18 protein-coding genes and 5 tRNA genes are annotated in these 17,657 nt (G+C 30.0%); 7 read left to right on the plus strand and 16 right to left on the minus strand.

The window, feature by feature from the left end; all coding sequences use genetic code 11:
• Positions 1-124 precede the first annotated feature (124 nt).
• The 16 genes from L8W68_RS03210 to tig form a co-directional block, all read right to left on the minus strand.
• Positions 125-991 (minus strand): hypothetical protein, encoded by an 867-nt coding sequence (locus tag L8W68_RS03210; protein WP_263674989.1) that lies wholly within the window; start codon positions 989-991, stop codon positions 125-127.
• Between the two features lie 101 nt (positions 992-1,092).
• Positions 1,093-1,177, minus strand: a tRNA-Leu gene (locus L8W68_RS03215).
• A 5-nt stretch (positions 1,178-1,182) separates the two neighbouring features.
• Positions 1,183-1,259 (minus strand) — tRNA-Arg (locus tag L8W68_RS03220).
• 27 nt (positions 1,260-1,286) lie between these two features.
• A tRNA-Arg gene (locus tag L8W68_RS03225) sits at positions 1,287-1,363 on the minus strand.
• 3 nt (positions 1,364-1,366) lie between these two features.
• A tRNA-His gene (locus L8W68_RS03230) sits at positions 1,367-1,443 on the minus strand.
• 12 nt (positions 1,444-1,455) lie between these two features.
• A tRNA-Pro gene (locus tag L8W68_RS03235) sits at positions 1,456-1,533 on the minus strand.
• Between the two features lie 86 nt (positions 1,534-1,619).
• Positions 1,620-2,342, minus strand: coding sequence for a TerC family protein (locus L8W68_RS03240; protein WP_039629122.1), 723 nt, complete (start codon positions 2,340-2,342; stop codon positions 1,620-1,622).
• Positions 2,343-2,384: 42 nt separating this feature from the next.
• Positions 2,385-2,957 (minus strand): phosphoribosylglycinamide formyltransferase, encoded by a 573-nt coding sequence (purN, locus tag L8W68_RS03245; protein ID WP_263674990.1) that lies wholly within the window; start codon positions 2,955-2,957, stop codon positions 2,385-2,387.
• Positions 2,948-4,294 (minus strand): NAD(P)H-hydrate dehydratase, encoded by a 1,347-nt coding sequence (locus L8W68_RS03250; RefSeq protein WP_263674991.1) that lies wholly within the window; start codon positions 4,292-4,294, stop codon positions 2,948-2,950. Before L8W68_RS03250 ends, purN begins: the two co-directional genes overlap by 10 nt.
• On the minus strand, positions 4,278-5,618 hold the full coding sequence (gene rmuC, locus L8W68_RS03255) for a DNA recombination protein RmuC (protein ID WP_263674992.1): 1,341 nt from the start codon (positions 5,616-5,618) through the stop codon (positions 4,278-4,280). Before rmuC ends, L8W68_RS03250 begins: the two co-directional genes overlap by 17 nt.
• A gap of 2 nt (positions 5,619-5,620) precedes the next feature.
• Positions 5,621-6,310, minus strand: a complete 690-nt coding sequence (locus L8W68_RS03260) for an NYN domain-containing protein (RefSeq protein WP_039619378.1) — start codon at positions 6,308-6,310, stop codon at positions 5,621-5,623.
• An 8-nt stretch (positions 6,311-6,318) separates the two neighbouring features.
• On the minus strand, positions 6,319-7,827 hold the full coding sequence (locus tag L8W68_RS03265) for a YifB family Mg chelatase-like AAA ATPase (RefSeq protein ID WP_263674993.1): 1,509 nt from the start codon (positions 7,825-7,827) through the stop codon (positions 6,319-6,321).
• Positions 7,824-8,348 carry a peptide deformylase gene (gene def / locus L8W68_RS03270; RefSeq protein ID WP_039642414.1) on the minus strand — a complete coding sequence of 175 codons (525 nt, stop codon included), beginning with the start codon at positions 8,346-8,348 and terminating at the stop codon, positions 7,824-7,826. Before def ends, L8W68_RS03265 begins: the two co-directional genes overlap by 4 nt.
• Complete coding sequence (locus L8W68_RS03275) at positions 8,345-9,385, minus strand: GGDEF domain-containing protein (protein WP_263674994.1); 1,041 nt, start codon at positions 9,383-9,385, stop codon at positions 8,345-8,347. Before L8W68_RS03275 ends, def begins: the two co-directional genes overlap by 4 nt.
• A gap of 14 nt (positions 9,386-9,399) precedes the next feature.
• Positions 9,400-9,990, minus strand: a complete 591-nt coding sequence (gene clpP, locus L8W68_RS03280; protein WP_039619386.1) for an ATP-dependent Clp endopeptidase proteolytic subunit ClpP — start codon at positions 9,988-9,990, stop codon at positions 9,400-9,402.
• The gene (tig, locus tag L8W68_RS03285; RefSeq protein ID WP_263674995.1) at positions 9,990-11,309 is read right to left on the minus strand and encodes a trigger factor; all 1,320 of its coding nucleotides are present in this window, start codon (positions 11,307-11,309) and stop codon (positions 9,990-9,992) included. Before tig ends, clpP begins: the two co-directional genes overlap by 1 nt.
• A gap of 109 nt (positions 11,310-11,418) precedes the next feature.
• On the opposite strand from tig, the gene folE reads away from it, so the two are divergent.
• The 7 genes from folE to L8W68_RS03320 all read left to right on the plus strand — a co-directional run bounded on the left by folE (position 11,419) and on the right by L8W68_RS03320 (position 17,588).
• Positions 11,419-11,991: a GTP cyclohydrolase I FolE gene (gene folE, locus L8W68_RS03290; RefSeq protein WP_039619389.1), complete on the plus strand. Its 573-nt coding sequence runs from the start codon at positions 11,419-11,421 to the stop codon at positions 11,989-11,991.
• Positions 11,991-13,301: a flagellar protein export ATPase FliI gene (fliI, locus tag L8W68_RS03295; RefSeq protein ID WP_087699169.1), complete on the plus strand. Its 1,311-nt coding sequence runs from the start codon at positions 11,991-11,993 to the stop codon at positions 13,299-13,301. The genes folE and fliI overlap by 1 nt, the downstream gene beginning before the upstream one ends.
• 54 nt (positions 13,302-13,355) lie before the next feature.
• On the plus strand, positions 13,356-13,844 hold the full coding sequence (locus L8W68_RS03300; protein ID WP_263674996.1) for a hypothetical protein: 489 nt from the start codon (positions 13,356-13,358) through the stop codon (positions 13,842-13,844).
• Positions 13,845-13,897: 53 nt separating this feature from the next.
• Positions 13,898-14,077 carry a putative motility protein gene (locus L8W68_RS03305; RefSeq protein WP_039619394.1) on the plus strand — a complete coding sequence of 60 codons (180 nt, stop codon included), beginning with the start codon at positions 13,898-13,900 and terminating at the stop codon, positions 14,075-14,077.
• Between the two features lie 77 nt (positions 14,078-14,154).
• Complete coding sequence (locus L8W68_RS03310; RefSeq protein ID WP_263675037.1) at positions 14,155-15,300, plus strand: hypothetical protein; 1,146 nt, start codon at positions 14,155-14,157, stop codon at positions 15,298-15,300.
• A 127-nt stretch (positions 15,301-15,427) separates the two neighbouring features.
• On the plus strand, positions 15,428-16,606 hold the full coding sequence (locus L8W68_RS03315; protein ID WP_115646283.1) for a NifS family cysteine desulfurase: 1,179 nt from the start codon (positions 15,428-15,430) through the stop codon (positions 16,604-16,606).
• A 10-nt stretch (positions 16,607-16,616) separates the two neighbouring features.
• On the plus strand, positions 16,617-17,588 hold the full coding sequence (locus L8W68_RS03320) for an iron-sulfur cluster assembly scaffold protein (RefSeq protein ID WP_263674997.1): 972 nt from the start codon (positions 16,617-16,619) through the stop codon (positions 17,586-17,588).
• The last annotated feature ends 69 nt before the right edge of the window (positions 17,589-17,657 follow it).

Consider the following 17,657-nt stretch of genomic DNA (forward strand, 5'->3'; position numbering starts at 1 on the left):
ATAGAATAAGAGATATAAGAGGATAAAAAAACTCCAAAAATTTTAGCAAGGCTTTTAAATTTTTGCATAAAACATATTTAACTATAAAGTTAAAACGCTTGTTTTGCCAAAACAATATACGGTTTTAACCAAATAGTTCCATAGCGTCTTTGTATGCACTAACTAATGAAGCTAAAGTAACAAAACCACCGATAATTAAAAAAATCATTTCGATTTTTTTTCTTTTATTCTCTTTTATCTTTTCCTTTTTATCTTCTTCTTGATTTTGTTCAATATGTAAAATATCAACAAGATTTTCTATCTGGATTTTAAGTTCTTGATGTTGCTCTAAAATATTGTAATATTGAAATATAATTTTCCATATTGCATGTTTTTGTTGGTAGTTATAGTGCACTGGATTACTAAAAAAATACTTTAGATTAAAAACATAAAAATCTTTTTTAATATCAATAACATCATGATAATTTTCTTTATCTATAATGCTTGAAGTTAAATTTAAATAATACTCCATTTTCTCACGATAAGCCAAAGAAAGCGCGAACATAGTCATTGTATCGTTAAATTTACTTTCACAATTATTAAATCTAGCCTGAAACAAAAAGCCTTTTTCTGAAAACACAACTTTAATATCTGGATTATCATAACAATTTGATTTATCTATTTTTAATGTAGAACTACCTCTTAATAGTTGCGATATTTTACCATCATTCATGTTTTCATCAATATATACAACTATATGATCTATCACACCTTTTTTAAATTGACAATACTCTTGACTTACCGAGACTCCATCTTTTATACATATAATACATATATCAAAAATTTTATATATTAATATTGTATCTTTGGCATACTTTTGATCTTCTATATTGGTATAAATTTCTAAATTTTGAGCCAAAAAGGTATGAAAAAAATCTTTTGTTCTTGTATCTTTTTTAAATTTATCCTTGCAAAAATTTTCGATAATTTTAACTTGATATGTATTTATCATGACATCTTCCTATTTTATAATATTATAAATTTAACTTATTGTTATAAATACGATTAAGATGAATTGTAAAAATTTAAATGCTTAAAAGAATTTTAAAATAGTGGTGCGGATGAAAGGACTTGAACCTTCACGCATTGCTGCACCAGATCCTAAGTCTGGCGTGTCTGCCAATTTCACCACATCCGCAAAAGTGGTACGCTCAAGAGGATTCGAACCTCTGACCTACGGCTTAGAAGGCCGTTGCTCTATCCAGCTGAGCTATGAGCGCATAAAAATAAAAGTAACAATGGGCTTATGGTGCGCCCGATAGGAATCGAACCCATAACCTACAGATCCGAAGTCTGTCGCTCTATCCAGTTGAGCTACGAGCGCTGATGGGGTGAGTGATGGGAATCGAACCCACGACCCTCAGGACCACAATCTGATGCTCTAACCGACTGAGCTACACTCACCATTTATAAAAATGGTCGGGGTGAAAGGATTCGAACCTTCGGCCCCTTGGTCCCAAACCAAGTGCGCTAACCAGACTGCGCTACACCCCGATGTACAAAAATAAAGCGTTATTTTACATAAAAAAATATTAAAAGTCAAGATAAAAAAATATTTAGCATAAAAAATGCTAAATATTTTAAGAATTGTCTGTTTGTTTTTTTTGTGAAATGATATTTAAAATTTCTACTATCAAAGAAAAAGCCATAGCTGTATAAATATATGCTTTATCTATATGGATATCAAAACTTTCACATACTAAAACAAAGCCTATCATTACTAAAAATGCCAAGGCTAAGATTTTAATGCTTGGATATTTTTCTACAAAATCTGCAATTGGTTTAGAGGCAAAAAGCATAACTAAAACTGCAATAATCACGGCAATAATCATAATCTCTATATCTTGAGCAATGCCCACAGCAGTAATAACACTATCAAGAGAAAATACTATGTCTATCACGGCTATTTCAGCTACTACAACCCAAAGCTTATTGCTAATTTTTATATTACTTTGACTTTCCTCTTGATGCATTATACTTTCTTTAATTTCCTTAATAGACTTAACTATTAAAAACAAACCTCCAAGCAAAAGCACCAAATCCCTACCTGAAATTTCATTGCCTAATATACTAAATAAAGGTGTGACAAGTTTCATTACCCAAAATAAAGACAATAATAATAAAATTCTAGTAATCATCGCAAAGGCAAGACCTAGAATTCTACCCTTATCTCTATGTTCTGGTGGTAATTTAGAAACTAAAATCGCTAGAAAAATGATATTATCAATCCCTAGTACAATCTCCAAAGCTGTAAGAGTAAGCAATACCACCCAAGCATCTACACTAAAAATCCATTCAAACATTTACTTTCCTTAAACAAAAAGCGTAATTATAATGATGAAAAATTAATCATTTTCAAAAATTTTTACAATGGTTTCAGGCAAAAGTGTATGTTCAAGCTGGTGGATTTTATCTTCAAACTCTTCAAAGCTTAGCTTAGCTTTTTCAAACGCCTTTTGTGCAATGATTTTACCACCATCAAGCTCTTCATTAACCCAATGCACACTAATGCCCGCTACTTTCATATCACTTTCATAGCTCTCTTTGATAGCATGAGCGCCTTTAAATAAAGGAAGTAAAGAAGGATGAAGATTAATAGCTTTTATATTTTGAGTGAAAATAGGACTTAAAATTCGCATAAATCCTGCTAAGATGGTCAAATCTGCTTGACTTTCTTTTATAATTTTTACTAATTCTGCATCAAATTCTTCTCTTGAAGTAAATTTTTCATGTTCTATGATTTTAGTATCAAGGTTATATTTTAAAGCTCTTTGTATGCCATAAGCTTCTTTTTTATTGCACACACACAAAACCACTTCAAAGGTATTTTTACCAAAAGTTTTTTTATGTAATTTTTCTAAAATATTTTCCAAATTACTTCCATTACCACTAAATAAAACTGCTAATTTTATAAGCATTTTAACCCCTTTATTAATTTTAAAGCATCAAAACTAATTTTATTTTTCTTATAATTTTTAGCTACTAAAGCATGAGCTAATACTGCATTTTTAGCAGCTTCTAAAGCATTAAATTTAACTCCAAGTAAAGCTGCTATCATGCCACTTAGCACATCCCCACTTCCACCTTTTGCCAAAGACTCATTGCCACAATTTACCACAAAAAGTTTTTCTTTTTGAACGATGATGGGATTGGCCCCTTTTAACACCAAAGCACATTGGAATTTAAAACTAAATTTTCTTGCATAAAAAAAGCGTTTGTTTTGAATTTCTTCTACACTTACATCCTCATTAAAACAAAGTTTTAAAAGCATAGAAAACTCTTTAGGATGAGGGGTTAAAACAACATCTTCTCTGTTAAGATATGAAAGCAAATTTTCACTTTGAAAGCAATTTGCATCTAAGACTAAAGGAATGTTTTTTAATCTTTCATCTTTTAAAATACTTAAATCATCAAGTCCCATACCTATAGCAGCTGCATTTATTTTGCCTTCAATATCATCTTTTAGCATAATCAAAGGCGAAAAGCTTTCTTTAGCCACTAAAGACACAAGCCCCGCTCCAAACTCTAAAGCACCAAGTCCAGCTAAAGTACCCGCGCTTTTATTGGCAAAAATATAAACATGGCCAAAATCACCTTTATTTGAGTTAGCCTTTTTTGTAATGAGTTTTAAATCTTTTTTTTCTAGTAAAAAGCTTGAAGTATTTTGCATATAAGGTTTTAAACCCAAATTCGCAATTTTAATTTTACCTACAAATTCTTTTGCGAAATCTTCTAATAAAATTTCTTTAATTATCCCCATGCAAAGAGTATAATCAGTCTTAAAACATAGTTCTTGTCCAAGCCCGCTAGGAATATCACAAGCTATTTTTAAAGCTTTGCTTTTAGCAATTTTTTTAAAAATTCTTTGTAAATTTTCATCTAAAGCTTTATTTAAACCACTTCCAAAAACACAATCAACTATAATGTCAAAATCTTTAAATTTAGGTTCTTTTTTTAAGAAATTAAAACCTATATTTTTTAAAATTTGCTCTTGCTTGGTAAACACTGTACTTTTTTTATATGGTACAGTATAAGCAAAAGCTTTTTTTAAGTGTCTAATGGCCACAAGTCCATCAGCTCCATTTCCACCAGTACCAAGCAAGAATAAAATTTTAGCATTTTTTATGTTTTTACTTTTTTTCTTAATCAAATTTGCAAGCTCTATACCTGCATTTTCCATCATTAAAAACTCATCCAAACCTTTTTCAATAAGCTCTTTTTCATAAGAAATATTATCTTTAAATACTGCTTTCATCACTCATCTCACATTTTATAAGCTTTTGGGTTTTAGCGCCTAGTTCTTTAAGTTTTATCACTCTTGAAGCAATATTTCCACTTCCATGAGTAAGTTTTGTTTGCATATTATCTACATTTGTGTTTAATCTTTTGATGTTTTCTTTGATTTTTTCAAAATCATCTAAAACACCTGCAAATTTATCATGAAATTTACCAAGCTCATCAAAAGCTTTTAAGATATTTTCATTACTTTGTATATTTTTCCATGAAATATTTATCGTATTTAGCGCCATAAAAAGAGTGTTTGGTGTAGTTAAATAAACCTTTTTTTTATAAGCGTATTGATAAATTTCAAGATCTACATTTAAAATCAAATCTAAGATATTTTGATAAGGTATAAAAAGCAAAACAAACTCATAAGTGTGTTTATCATACTGCATATAAGGCTTTTTGGCTAACTCATCAATTCTTGATTTTAGATTATAAGCTAGATCAAGACAGGTGTTTTGACTAATATCTTCAAAAGCAAAATCACTTGGTAGAGAAAATTTTGCATCTATGATTATACTTTTTTGTTTATCTAAAAATACTACCGCATCAGGAATATAGGTTTTACCCTCATCTTGAAATCTCTCTTGCAATTTATACTGCACGCCCTCTACCAAACCACTATTTTCTAAAACAGATTTTAGTTGCAATTCTGCAAAATTGCCACGAATTTTTTTATCACCCTTTAAAATTTTAGCTAGTTTATCTGCGTTTTCTGTTATATTTTGACTAAATTTAAACATATGATCGATTTGTGTTTTAATGCTAACTTCATTTTGGCTAAGTTTTTCACTGTATTCTTTAACACTTTTTTTCACAGGCAAGAAAATTTCTTCTAAGATTTTTTTTGTATCTTCATTGAGCATAAGTTTGTTTTGGCTTAAAATATTAGCATTTTGTTTTTGTAAATTTTGCTCTAATTCTTGTTTTAATTCTGCTAAACCTTGCTTGTATTTTTCTTCTAGTTTTATTAAAGTTTGAGTGTATTCTTCTTTTAAGTTCGCACGCTCTTTTAAATGTATATTTAAAAGTTCTTGCTGGGTTTGTTCTTTTTGAGCTAATTTTGCTTCTAAAGCTTCATTTTTAGATAAATATAATATTTTTTCATCTAAAAGTTTGGAATTTTTTTCCATAAGTGTAGTTTTTTCAAGCTCTAAATTGGCAAGTTGATTTTGTAAGGCTATATTGCTTTGGTTTAAAAACTCCAATTTTGCTTTTTCTTTTTGGATTTTAAACACATACCATATAAAAGCTAAAATTACAACAACTAAAAAGGCTATCAAGATATTTTCCATTTTTAAGCCTTTGTTTTTTCAATAAGAAAATAAATATTTTTTTCATTACCTTCTTTAAATTGTTTCATTTGTGGTAAAAACTCTTTTACTAAAGCTCTAAAATTTTTAAAACCAAAATTTTGAGGGATAAAATTTGCGTGTTTTCTATTCATATTAGTGCGAATTTGAGCATATTCAGCACGGCCTTTTTCTTCTATTAAGGCTTCTGTGATATTGATTAAATCTTTGATATATTCTTTAGTGCTTAATATTTTTTCTTTGGATTCATCTTGATCTAAATAAAAAAATTCACTAAAAGAATTCACATAAGATTTTACAGCTTGTTTTAAACCCATACCTATAACTTGCTTTTTGCCCTCTTTAAGTCTTTGAATTAAACTAGTATAATCACTATCACTTGAAACAATGACAAAAATATCAATATCTTTTTCATAAAAAAAACTCATAATCTCAGTGATTAAGTACATATCGCTTGAGTTTTTATTAGCTATAAAATTAAATTGTTGCATAGCGATAATAGAGTATTGTGCGATTTGTTCTTTCCAATTTTGTATATTTTTTTGTGTCCAATCTCCATAAATTCGTTTTATAACGATTTCTCCATAATCAGAAGCGATATCAAAAATAGATTTTGCATATTTTGAAGGAATATTTTCTGCATCAATAAAGATCGCCACACTTTTGTTATCCATTTTTTCTCCTATGTAGTTCTCATTCTAAAACTTAATGCTTTTAAAATATGAGTTTTTAAAATCAACTCACTTTGCTCTAAATCTGCAATGGTTCTTGCTACTTTTATGGTTTTATTTACCCCTCTTTGAGAAAGATTATATGAATTTATAGCCTTTTGTAAAATTTCATTCGCAGTAGAGTCTAAAATACAAAATTGCTTCAGCTGTTCATCATTTAATTTAGCATTAAATTCTTCTTGTTTTCTTTGCTTTTGAAATAAAAATCCTTTAAAAACCATTTCACTCATCTGTTTAGAGCTTAAACTTGTTTTATCTTCATGCGAAATCTCATCCATGGCCACATAAAGATCAATCCTATCTAAAATAGGAGATGAAATTTTATTTTTATATTTTTTAATTTCTATCTCTTGGCAACGACATGTAAGACTTTTAGAAAATAAATTTCCACAAGGACAAGGATTTTGCGCACAAGCAAATAAAAATTTAGTTTCATAAATTACTTTGGTATTAACTCTTGAAATAAGAATTTTAAAATCCTCTAGTGGCTCTCTTAAACTTTCTATGATTTGTTTTGAAAAATGAGGAAACTCATCAAAAAACAAAACCCCTCCATTTGCAAGTGCTATTTCTCCTATCTTGGCATTTTTGGTTCCTCCACCAAAAATACTAGCTCTAGTACTTGTATGATGAGGACTTCTAAAAACCCTACTAGCACTAAAATCATCATCTAAAGAGTTTAATGACTTATAGGCATTTTGGGCTAAAATTTCTTTCAAACTTTGTGGTGGCATGATGAAAGGAAGTCTTTTAGCACACATACTTTTACCACTACCTGGACTACCTTCAAATAAAATATTATGCATACCCAAAGCTGCTATTATGCAAGCAAATTTAGCATTTTCTTGACCCTTAACTTCTTTAAAATCATAAGGGTAAATAGAATTTTTTATATATTTTTGATTATTAATTTCTATGGCATTTTCAAACAAAGGATGAGCATTATTTATATGATAATTCTCATAATTTTTTTCTTTAAAAAAATCCATAGCTTGAGCTAAATTTTCCAAAGCATAGATTGTTAAGTTAGGTATCATCGAAGCTTTTTGTGCTATGGCTTTTGGTACCACTACTTTGGCATTTTGTACTTTTGCACTTAAAAAAAGTAAGATAGAAAATAAACTAGCAGTACTTTTTATACTTCCATCTAATCCAAGTTCTCCAAAAACAAAAAAGTCATCTAAATTTTCTTTTTGAAATAAAATCAAAATCGCAATAGCCAAATCAAAATGAGAGCCATTTTTAGGGATATCTGATGGACTAAGATTGATAGTGATTTTTTGAGCTGGGAAATTGAAATTTTGACTTAGTAAAGTTGCCTTAACTCTTTCTGTGCTTTCTTTGATAGTAGAATTTGCAAGGCCTACTATACTAAAACCTGGCAAACCTCTTGTGAAAGTTGATTCTACATCGATAATATCAAGCTCTGTAGAAAAACTTGCACATTTTAGTTTTTTCATTTGTTCTTTTTGGATTTTTTCTTAAAGTCTTTATCAAATTTTTGGCGTTTTAAAAAAGAAAGTTTTTCTATAAATAAATGTCCATCAAGATGATCAACTTCATGTTGAATAGCCACTGCTAAAAAATCATGCGCTTGTAAACTTTGTGGCTTGCCAAATCTATCTTGATAATCAAGTTGTATATTTTTATAGCGCATTACATCTTCATAAAAACCTGGTATGCTTAAACAACCCTCGTTGCAAGAAATTTTTTCATCATCTAAAGGTGTTATAATAGGATTAATAATTTCTAAAAGAGTTTGCTTATCTTCTTTTTGCTCACCTTCTTCATCACCAATATCTACAAGCAAAGCTCTAATTGGTACATCAACTTGAATAGCAGCTAAACCTACACCCTTATTAGCTATCATTGTTTCATACATATCATCTAAAAGTATATGTAAATCTTTATCAAAATTTTCTACTTTTTTTGACTCTAAAAATAATCTTGGATTAGGATAGGTAATTATTTTTCTTATCATTTTTCTTTTTCCACTATTATAAAGGGTTCTAAATTTTTTCCTGAATCTTTTAAAGCTTCAATGCATTTTTCTATTAATTCTTCACCCTTGCTATCTCGATTAACAGCACTTATAGCCACTTCAACATCTACTTCTATTTCTTTATCTGCTAGGAAAAAATTTGAATTTTCTAAAGATTCTAAAATTTTATTGCATATTTCTTGTGCTTTTTCTAAATTTGTATGAGAAATCATCATAGCAAAAATATTGTTTCCACAATGAGCTACTATATCACTTGAAGAGACATTTTTACTAAAAATTCTACACACGCCTTTTAAAAAAGCATTTTTTTCTTTTTGAGTATAAGTTTGCTCAAGAATTTCTTCTTTTACTCTAAAAAATATTAAGGAAGTATGATAGTTATATTTTGCATTGCTTTCAATGCTTTTTTCTAAATTTTCTAAAAAATATTTTTTATTATAAACTCCAAATTTAGAGTCAAAATCACTTTGCTCTTCTATATGTTTATAAGTTTGTCTAACCTCATCAAAATTTTCTTTAATCTCATCTGAATATTTATCTAAAATACTAGAAAATCTTGAAATATCTGCTTCAAGAGCGTGAATTACATTAGATACTGCTAAATTTCCTGTGCTAATTGCAAGTTCTGAATTACGTCTTCTTAGCATATCTTTAACTGTTTCAAGATGCCTATAAATCATAGCAATGTATTGCAATAATGCCGAAGTAGAACTAAAACTTTTTTTGATTTCTTGCTCTATATTTGCACGTTTAATACCATCATCATTTTGCTCAAATTCCATAATCTCACTAACTTTTTTCTTAAAAGCTACCGGACGTTCTTCAAGCATTTTTTGAAAATAAACTCCGTAATTAGTTGGTGTTGGAGGTATATTATCTTTCACAAGCTCAGTCAAAATAGACTTTGCAAATTTTTCAAATTCACCTCCACTAATTTTTTGAATTTTTGGAGCTTCTTTGGCTGGAGTTGGATCGCTACTTAAATTTAAATCAGCAAACAAATCATCATCTAACATTGCTATGTTTTTCCTTATTTAAAACTTTTTTCCAAAACCTTATCGATTAAGCCGTATTCTTTAGCCTCTAGCGCACTCATAAAAAAATCTCTATCGGTGTCTTTTTCTATTTTAGAAAGTTTTTGCTTAGTATTTTTAGCCAAAATATCATTTAAAATTGCTTTTAATCTTAGAATTTCTTTTGCTTGAATTTCTATATCAGTTGCTTGTCCTCTTGCCCCACCTAGTGGTTGATGGATCATAATTCTTGAATTTGGTAAAGCAAATCTTTTCCCTGGAGCACCACAACTTAGCAAAAATGCACCCATTGAAGCAGCTTGACCAATACAAATAGTACTTACATCAGCTTTAATATAATTCATCGTATCATAAATACTAAATCCACTGGTTACAACCCCACCTGGTGAGTTAATATAAAGATAAATATCTTTTTGAGGATCTTCAGCCTCTAAAAACAAAAGCTGAGCTACGATAGAAGCAGCAAGATCATCATTGATCTCGCCACTTAGCATGATAATTCTATCTTTTAAAAGTCTTGAATAAATATCATAACTTCTTTCGCCTCTACTTGTTTTTTCAACCACATAAGGTATGTATGAGCTCATTATTTTTCACTTTCTTTTTCAGTTTTCTTTTTATCGTTTTTTTTGAAAATATCAGCAAAAAGTTTTTCTTCAATTAAAGACATTTTAATGGCAGGTAATGCACCTTGTTTTTTGTAATTGTCTAAATGTTCTTGCGGGTTAAAGCCATATCTATAAGCTTCAAAATAAATCGCTTGGATTAATTCTTGATCGCTTACTGCAACATTTCTAAGTTTTGCTAGCTCATCTATAATGAAAGTTAATTTTACGCTTTTTTGTGCATCTTCTTTGAAACTTTCCCTTTTTTCTTTATATTTAGCCTCATCTTTAAATTCTTTTAATTCTTCTTCGCTTAAAGTTCTCAAAGAGCTTCTAAATTGCATATCTGTTTCTTGTTCTACTATATTTCTTGGTAAAACAAAGTCAAACTTAGCTACCAAAGCTTCTGCAAATTGATTTTTAAGCTCATCATTGATAAGTTTAAAGATTTTTTCATTTTTTAGTTGCTCTTTTAATTTTGCGTCTAATTTTTCAACACTTGGTTCTTTTTCTTCAGGCAACAAGCTTTTTAAAAGCTCTTCATTTAATTCAGGTAATTTAAGTTCTTGAATTTCATGAATTTTTACTTTAAATACCGCATCTTTTCCTGCTAAATGCGCTGCGCCATATTCTTTTGGAAAAGTTACATTAATATCTTTTTCCTCACCTGCTTTTAAACCAATCATACCTTCTTCAAATCCTGGTATGAATTGTTTTGAACCAATTTCTAAAACATAATTTTGAGCTTTTCCACCATCAAAAGCTTTACCATCAACAAAACCTTCAAAATCAAATTTAGCAAAATCGCCTTCTTTTAAAGCTCTTGCTTCTTTAATCGCTTCAGGAGTAGCAAATCTCTTTAATAATTCTTCTTTTTTTGCATCAATTTCTTTTTGAGTTACTTTTGGTGTATTATAAGTTGGAATTAGTTCTTCATATCCATCTAATTTTACTTCTGGTCTAAAAGATAATACCATTTGAGCCTCAATAGCACCATCTTTTCTATCAAATTTTTCAAAATATGGCTCACCTACTAAATCTTTAGCCTCTTTTTGAACTTCTTTTAAAGCACCATCTACAGCATTTCTTAAAAGATCTTGCTCCGCATCTCTTGTAAGCTCTTTTTCATATCTTTTAAGTATAGCAGCAACAGGAACTTTTCCTGCTCTAAAACCATCCATTTTCATAGTTTTAGACGCTTTTTTAGCTAATTTTTCAACTTCTGCTTTAATAGCTCCTTGAGCAATTTTCACAGTAGCATTTGCATTTGCAAAATCAATTAGTTTTGCTGTAACTTCCATAATGTTTTCCCTTTTTAAATAAAATTTTTTGATAATATACCAAAATTTTCCTTATCACTTTATATAAAAATAAAAATATGTTAAAATTTTAATTTTTGATGGAGAAAAAATGCAAGAAAAATTTGAACAATCAGTAAAAAATATGTTAGAAATTATCGGGGAAAATCCACAAAGAGAAGGACTTTTAAAAACTCCTACTAGAGTTTTTAAAGCTTTTGAATTTTTAAGTAGCGGTTATAAACAAGATCCAAAACAAATACTAAATGATGCCTTATTTGAAAGCTCAAACAATGAAATGGTTTTAGTAAGAGATATAGAATTTTATAGTCTTTGTGAACATCATCTTTTGCCTTTTTTTGGGCGCGTGCATGTTGCGTATATACCAGATAAAAAAGTCGTAGGACTTAGTAAAATTCCACGCCTTGTAGAAGTTTTTGCAAGACGCTTACAAATTCAAGAACAACTCACAGAGCAAATCGCAGAAGCACTAATGGAACATGTAGGTGCAAAAGGCGTTGGGGTGGTTATTGAAGCAAGGCATATGTGTGTTGAAATGCGTGGGGTACAAAAGGCAAATTCTACTACTAGCACTTCAGCATTAAGAGGTAGCTTTTTAAAAAGTGAAAAAACAAGAAAAGAATTTTTTACCTTAATTAACTCAGCAAAACAGGTTAGATTTTAATGGGTTTAGAAAAACTTCGTAGCAAAATTGCTTCACAAAATCTTGCTAGTGTTTTTGGACAAATTACTAAAATTTCAAGTACTAGTATAGAAATAAATGGCTTAAAAACTAGCATAGGTGATATTATTAAAATAGTTTCTAGTGAAGATGAGAGTAAAGAAGCTATGGCTATGGTGGTAGAAGTAGATGAGAATTTAAGTTATTTAAGTCCTTTTGGCTTTGTGGAAGGTTTTAAAATAGGCGATCGTGCTTTTATTAATGATGCGGGTATGCAAATAGGAGTTAGTGATGAACTTTTAGGAAGAGTGGTTGATCCTTTTATGCGACCAAAAGATGGTAAAGGACCTATTGAGGCAAGTAAATTTATGCCTATTATGCGTGCACCTATTGATGCAATGAAACGAGGTTTGATAGAGGAAGTCTTTCCAGTAGGAGTTAAAACAATAGATGCGCTTTTAACTTGTGGGGTAGGACAAAAGCTTGGGATTTTTGCAGGAAGTGGGGTTGGTAAATCAACCCTTATGGGCATGATAGTAAAAAATTCCAAAGCTCCCATTAAAGTCATAGCTTTAATCGGTGAGCGCGGTAGAGAAATTCCTGAATTTATACAAAAAAATCTTGGTGGCAAACTTGATGATACTGTCATCATCGTTGCAACAAGCGATGATAGCGCGCTGATGAGAAAATACGGAGCATTTTGCGCTATGAGTGTGGCTGAGTATTTTAAAGAACAAGGCAAAGATGTGTTATTTATCATGGATAGTGTAACGCGTTTTGCTATGGCTCAAAGAGAAATAGGCCTAGCTCTAGGTGAGCCTCCTACGACAAAAGGCTATCCGCCAAGCGTTTTAAGTCTTTTACCTCAGCTTATGGAGCGCGCAGGAAAAGAAGAAGGTAAAGGCACTATAACGGCTTTTTTTACCGTGTTAGTTGATGGAGATGATATGAGTGATCCAATAGCTGACCAAAGCAGATCAATACTTGATGGCCATATAGTACTTAGTCGCGAACTTACTGACTTTGGAATTTATCCGCCTATAAATATACAAAATTCAGCCTCAAGGGTTATGGGGGATATTATTAGTGATGAACACAAACTAGCTGCTAGAAAATTTAAGCGTTTAAATTCCTTACTTAAAGAAAATGAAGTTTTACTTAGAATTGGTGCTTATCAAAAAGGTACTGATAAAGAACTTGATCAAGCCATTACTAAAAAAGACTTTATGCAACAATTTTTAAGTCAAAATCCTGAAGAAAGTTTTGAATTTGAAGATACGATTAATATGCTAAAGATGATTGATATGCAATAATTGGAATGATTTTTGCTTTTTTTATAATAAAAAGTCATGAAAAAAGGATGGATCATGTCAAATGTAACGTTTTTAGATCATCAACAAAGTTTAGGTTTAAAATATACTGATATTTGTCAAAATATTTTTGAAAGAGAAATCTTTACACATATGTTTTTAGAGTGTGTAAGCTTTGTTTTACTAGAAGATAAAGCCAAGTTAAAATACTTAAAGATTATTAATTCAAAAGAAGAATTTATCGTTGAATTTAAAATTAATAATCAAAAAAAATCTTTTATTATCAATGATAAAAAAAGCTTGAATGTAGAATTTAGTGCAAAAAGAATGACTCAAGATGAGTACGAAAGAGAAGTAGCTAGAATTTATCAAATAGAAAGATATTTAAAAACACAAAGTAATCTTCAAAATTTTTCTAGCGAAATTAGTGCTACCATGAAAAATCTTTTTAAAGATATGGATGAGTTTAAAAACTATATCGATATGCTTGAAGCAAAAGAAAACACTCACAATCACTACTTATCAAAAATTTATAATATAGCTTAATATTAACCAAACTTTGCCGATAATATTACTAATCCAAACAAAAGGAGTATGTTATGGGCGAAGTTACTAACAATCAAGCAAGTTTAATGCTTAACATTGCAACTACTATGATGAAAAAAACCATAGAAGCCAATGAAAATGCAGTAATGCAAGTACTTGAAGGCGTAAATGCAAACCCTGCTCCAACTACTACTCCTAGCACTAGTTCAGGATTGCTTGACATTTACGCTTAATTTTTCTCTTCGATTCAAAAATTTTGGCATAGCTTTTGCTTTTTTAAAGCTAAGCAATATTTTTGAAGAGAAGAGTTATGTTTGTAAATTCTAATGTTAATCCGTACCAGAATTTTGCAAATTATCCTTTTGCAAAAACTGGACACGCAGAAGAAAAAAAAGAAAATACCAATATTAAAAGTGATTTACTTGATATAAAAGGTTATAATTTAGATTATAAAGTAACTTATGCAAGTGAATTTGGTTTTAGAATCAATGAGCAAGGTTTTTTTGAAAAAGATCTTAATAAAACAGCTGCTTTACCTCTTGATTATGATATTAATATAAAAAGTATAAGAGAAATTTCAAAACAACTTATAAAGCTTGATGAGAATTTAAACTATAACAAAATAGACTTACCAAGACTTTTAAACACTTATCACAATACATTAAAAACTATAAATCCACAGTTTCAAAACAATGACAATAATTTTTTAAGTAAAACACAAATTTCTGAGTTAAATCAAGGCTATAGCTATACTTATGAAGGAAAAATTTTAAAAGTTTATGAAAATGCCAAAAGCTTACAAAATGCAAAAGAAACAAATAAAAATCTAAATACCTTAATGCTTGATAATAAAATAGGAGATTTTGCATTCAATGCAAGCATTGAAAACACGGCTAGCAATCCTATTATAAAACCTTATTTAAACCGTCAAGGCGCAGTTTCTAAAAGTGGATTATTGCTTAATTATATATATCATGATTTAAAAGAACAAAATCATCAAAAGGCTAATTTCTTTTTATCTCCTATTGAGTTAGATATGTCTTCTAATGTAAATTTTCAAAAACTCATGAGAGGTCAAATGAGCATGCAAGATTATCTAAGTGAAAGCAATAAAGAAAAAATGAGTTTTGATTTATACTTACATATTAATGGGGTAGATAAAAACAATACTTCAGAAGATAAGCTTTCAGTTTTCTTTCAACAATACATTAACTATCAACATAGTATCAATATGCAAGAATTTGCCAATTCAAGTTCTATTTATAGTCTTTATAGTGAGCAAATTAGCAAAGATTTTGAAGCTTTAAAAAAAGAGTTCAATCAAAATGATTCTAATATAGACCTTGAAAAAATAAACACCCAAAAAGAACTTTTAGATACTCAATTTTTAGAAAATCGCAAAAGACAAGCAAGTATTAATAAAATTTTACACTCTTATTTAAATGCTATGGCTTAAACTTGTGCTAAAATAATAACAAAAATTTTTGCACAAGTTAAAAACTTACTTGATTTAATATTAAATTTAATATTTTAGTGTATATTAACAAAAAAGATAAAAATTATCCTAATTAAAGGAGTATAATTTGAAAGTATATTTAGATAACAATGCAACAACACAGCTCGCACCAGAAGCTTATGAGCTTATGAAACCTTTTTTAAAAGAACATTATGGCAATCCAAACAGTCTTCATCAATGGGGTAGTGCAACTCATCCTGCTTTAAAAGAAGCTATGGATAAACTTTATGCAGGACTTGGAGCAAGCGATTTAGATGATATCATTATCACTTCCTGTGCTACAGAAAGTATTAATTGGGTATTAAAAGGTGTGTATTTTGATAGAATTTTAAATAGCGATAGAAATGAAGTAATTATTTCTAGTGTAGAACATCCTGCAGTAGCAGCTAGTGCTATGTTTTTAAAATCTTTAGGAGTAAAAGTCATAGAACTTGGCGTTGATCATGAAGGTGTTTCTAGTGTAAAAGATTTAAAAGAAGCTATTTCAGATAAAACTGCGCTAGTAAGCATTATGTGGGCAAATAATGAAACTGGTATGATTTTTCCTATAGAAGAAATGGCTCAAATTGCTCATGAATATGGAGCATTATTTCATACTGATGCAACTCAAGCTGTTGGGAAAATCAAGGTTAATTTTGCAAAAGCTGGAGTTGATTTTGCTTCATTTTCTGCACATAAATTTCATGGTCCAAAAGGTGTAGGTGGACTTTATATTAAAAAGGATATAGAATTAACTCCGCTTTTACATGGTGGTGAGCATATGGGTGGTAGAAGAAGTGGAACTTTAAATGTACCATATATTATAGCAATGGCAGAAGCTTTAAGAATTGCAAATACTATGCTTGATTTTGAAAACTCACACATTAGAAGATTAAGAGATAAATTAGAAGATTTAATTTTAGCTATGCCTGATACAAGTGTAGTTGGAGATAGATCAAGAAGGGTTCCTAATACCATCTTAGCAAGTATTAAAGGTGTAGAAGGCGAAGCTATGCTTTGGGATTTAAACAAAAATGGTATAGCAGCAAGCACTGGTTCAGCCTGTGCTAGCGAAGCACTTGAGAGCAATCCTATCATGGAAGCAATTGGTGCTGAAAATGATTTAGCTCATACTGCTCTAAGACTTTCTTTATCAAGATTTAACACAGAAGATGAAATTGATTATGCAGCAGAGCAAATAAAAAAAGCAACGCAAAGACTTAGAGCAATCTCAAGTACTTATGCATATAAGCCTGAAAATATTTAAAGGATAAAAAATGGCAAAGAATAATTTAATTGGCGGATCAATTTGGGATGAGTATTCTCAAAAAGTACAAGATAGAATGAATAACCCTCAACATATGGGCGAATTTACACAAGAAGATGCACAAAAAGCAAATGCAAAACTTATTGTTGCAGATTTTGGAGCTGAAAGCTGTGGCGATGCGGTTAGGCTTTATTGGTTGGTAGATGAAAAAACTGATAAAATCATTGATGCTAAATTTAAAAGTTTTGGCTGTGGTACAGCAATAGCAAGTAGTGATACTATGGTTGATCTTTGTATAGGTAAAACCGTAGATGAGGCTGTAAAAATTACAAATTTAGATGTTGAATTTGCTATGAGAGATAACCCTGAAACTCCTGCAGTTCCACCGCAAAAAATGCACTGTTCGGTTATGGCTTATGATGTTATCAAACAAGCTGCAGCGCATTATAAAGGTGTTAATCCTGAAGACTTTGAAGATCAAATTATAGTTTGTGAGTGTGCTAGGGTAAGTCTTGGAACCATCAAAGAAGTAATCAAACTAAATGATTTACATACAGTAGAAGAAATCACGCAATTTACTAAAGCAGGTGCTTTTTGTAAATCTTGTGTTAAGCCTGGAGGACATGAGAAAAAAGATTATTATCTTGTAGATATTTTAGCTGAAACTAGGGCTGAAATGGAAAGAGAAAAGCTAAAAGATCAAAGCAAAACAGATATTGCTTTTGATGATATGACCATGGTTAAACAACTAAAAGCAGTAGAGGCTGTTTTAGATAGCGATGTGCGTCCTATGTTACACGGTGATGGTGGAGATTTGGAAGTAATCGATATCCAAAAAAGTGAAAATAAAAATATAGATATATACATACGTTATCTTGGAGCATGTAGTGGCTGTTCAAGTGGGAGTGGTGCAACCTTATATGCTATAGAAAATATCTTACAAGAAGAACTTAGTCCAAACATACGCGTTATACCTGTTTAAGCAGTTTTTCTGCTTAAACTTTAAATTTCAAGCCTTTTTATGTTAAAATAACACGTTAATAAAAATTTA

This window comes from Campylobacter sp. FU_497 (assembly GCF_025772425.1).
Classification (GTDB): Bacteria; Campylobacterota; Campylobacteria; order Campylobacterales; family Campylobacteraceae; genus Campylobacter_D; species Campylobacter_D lari_C.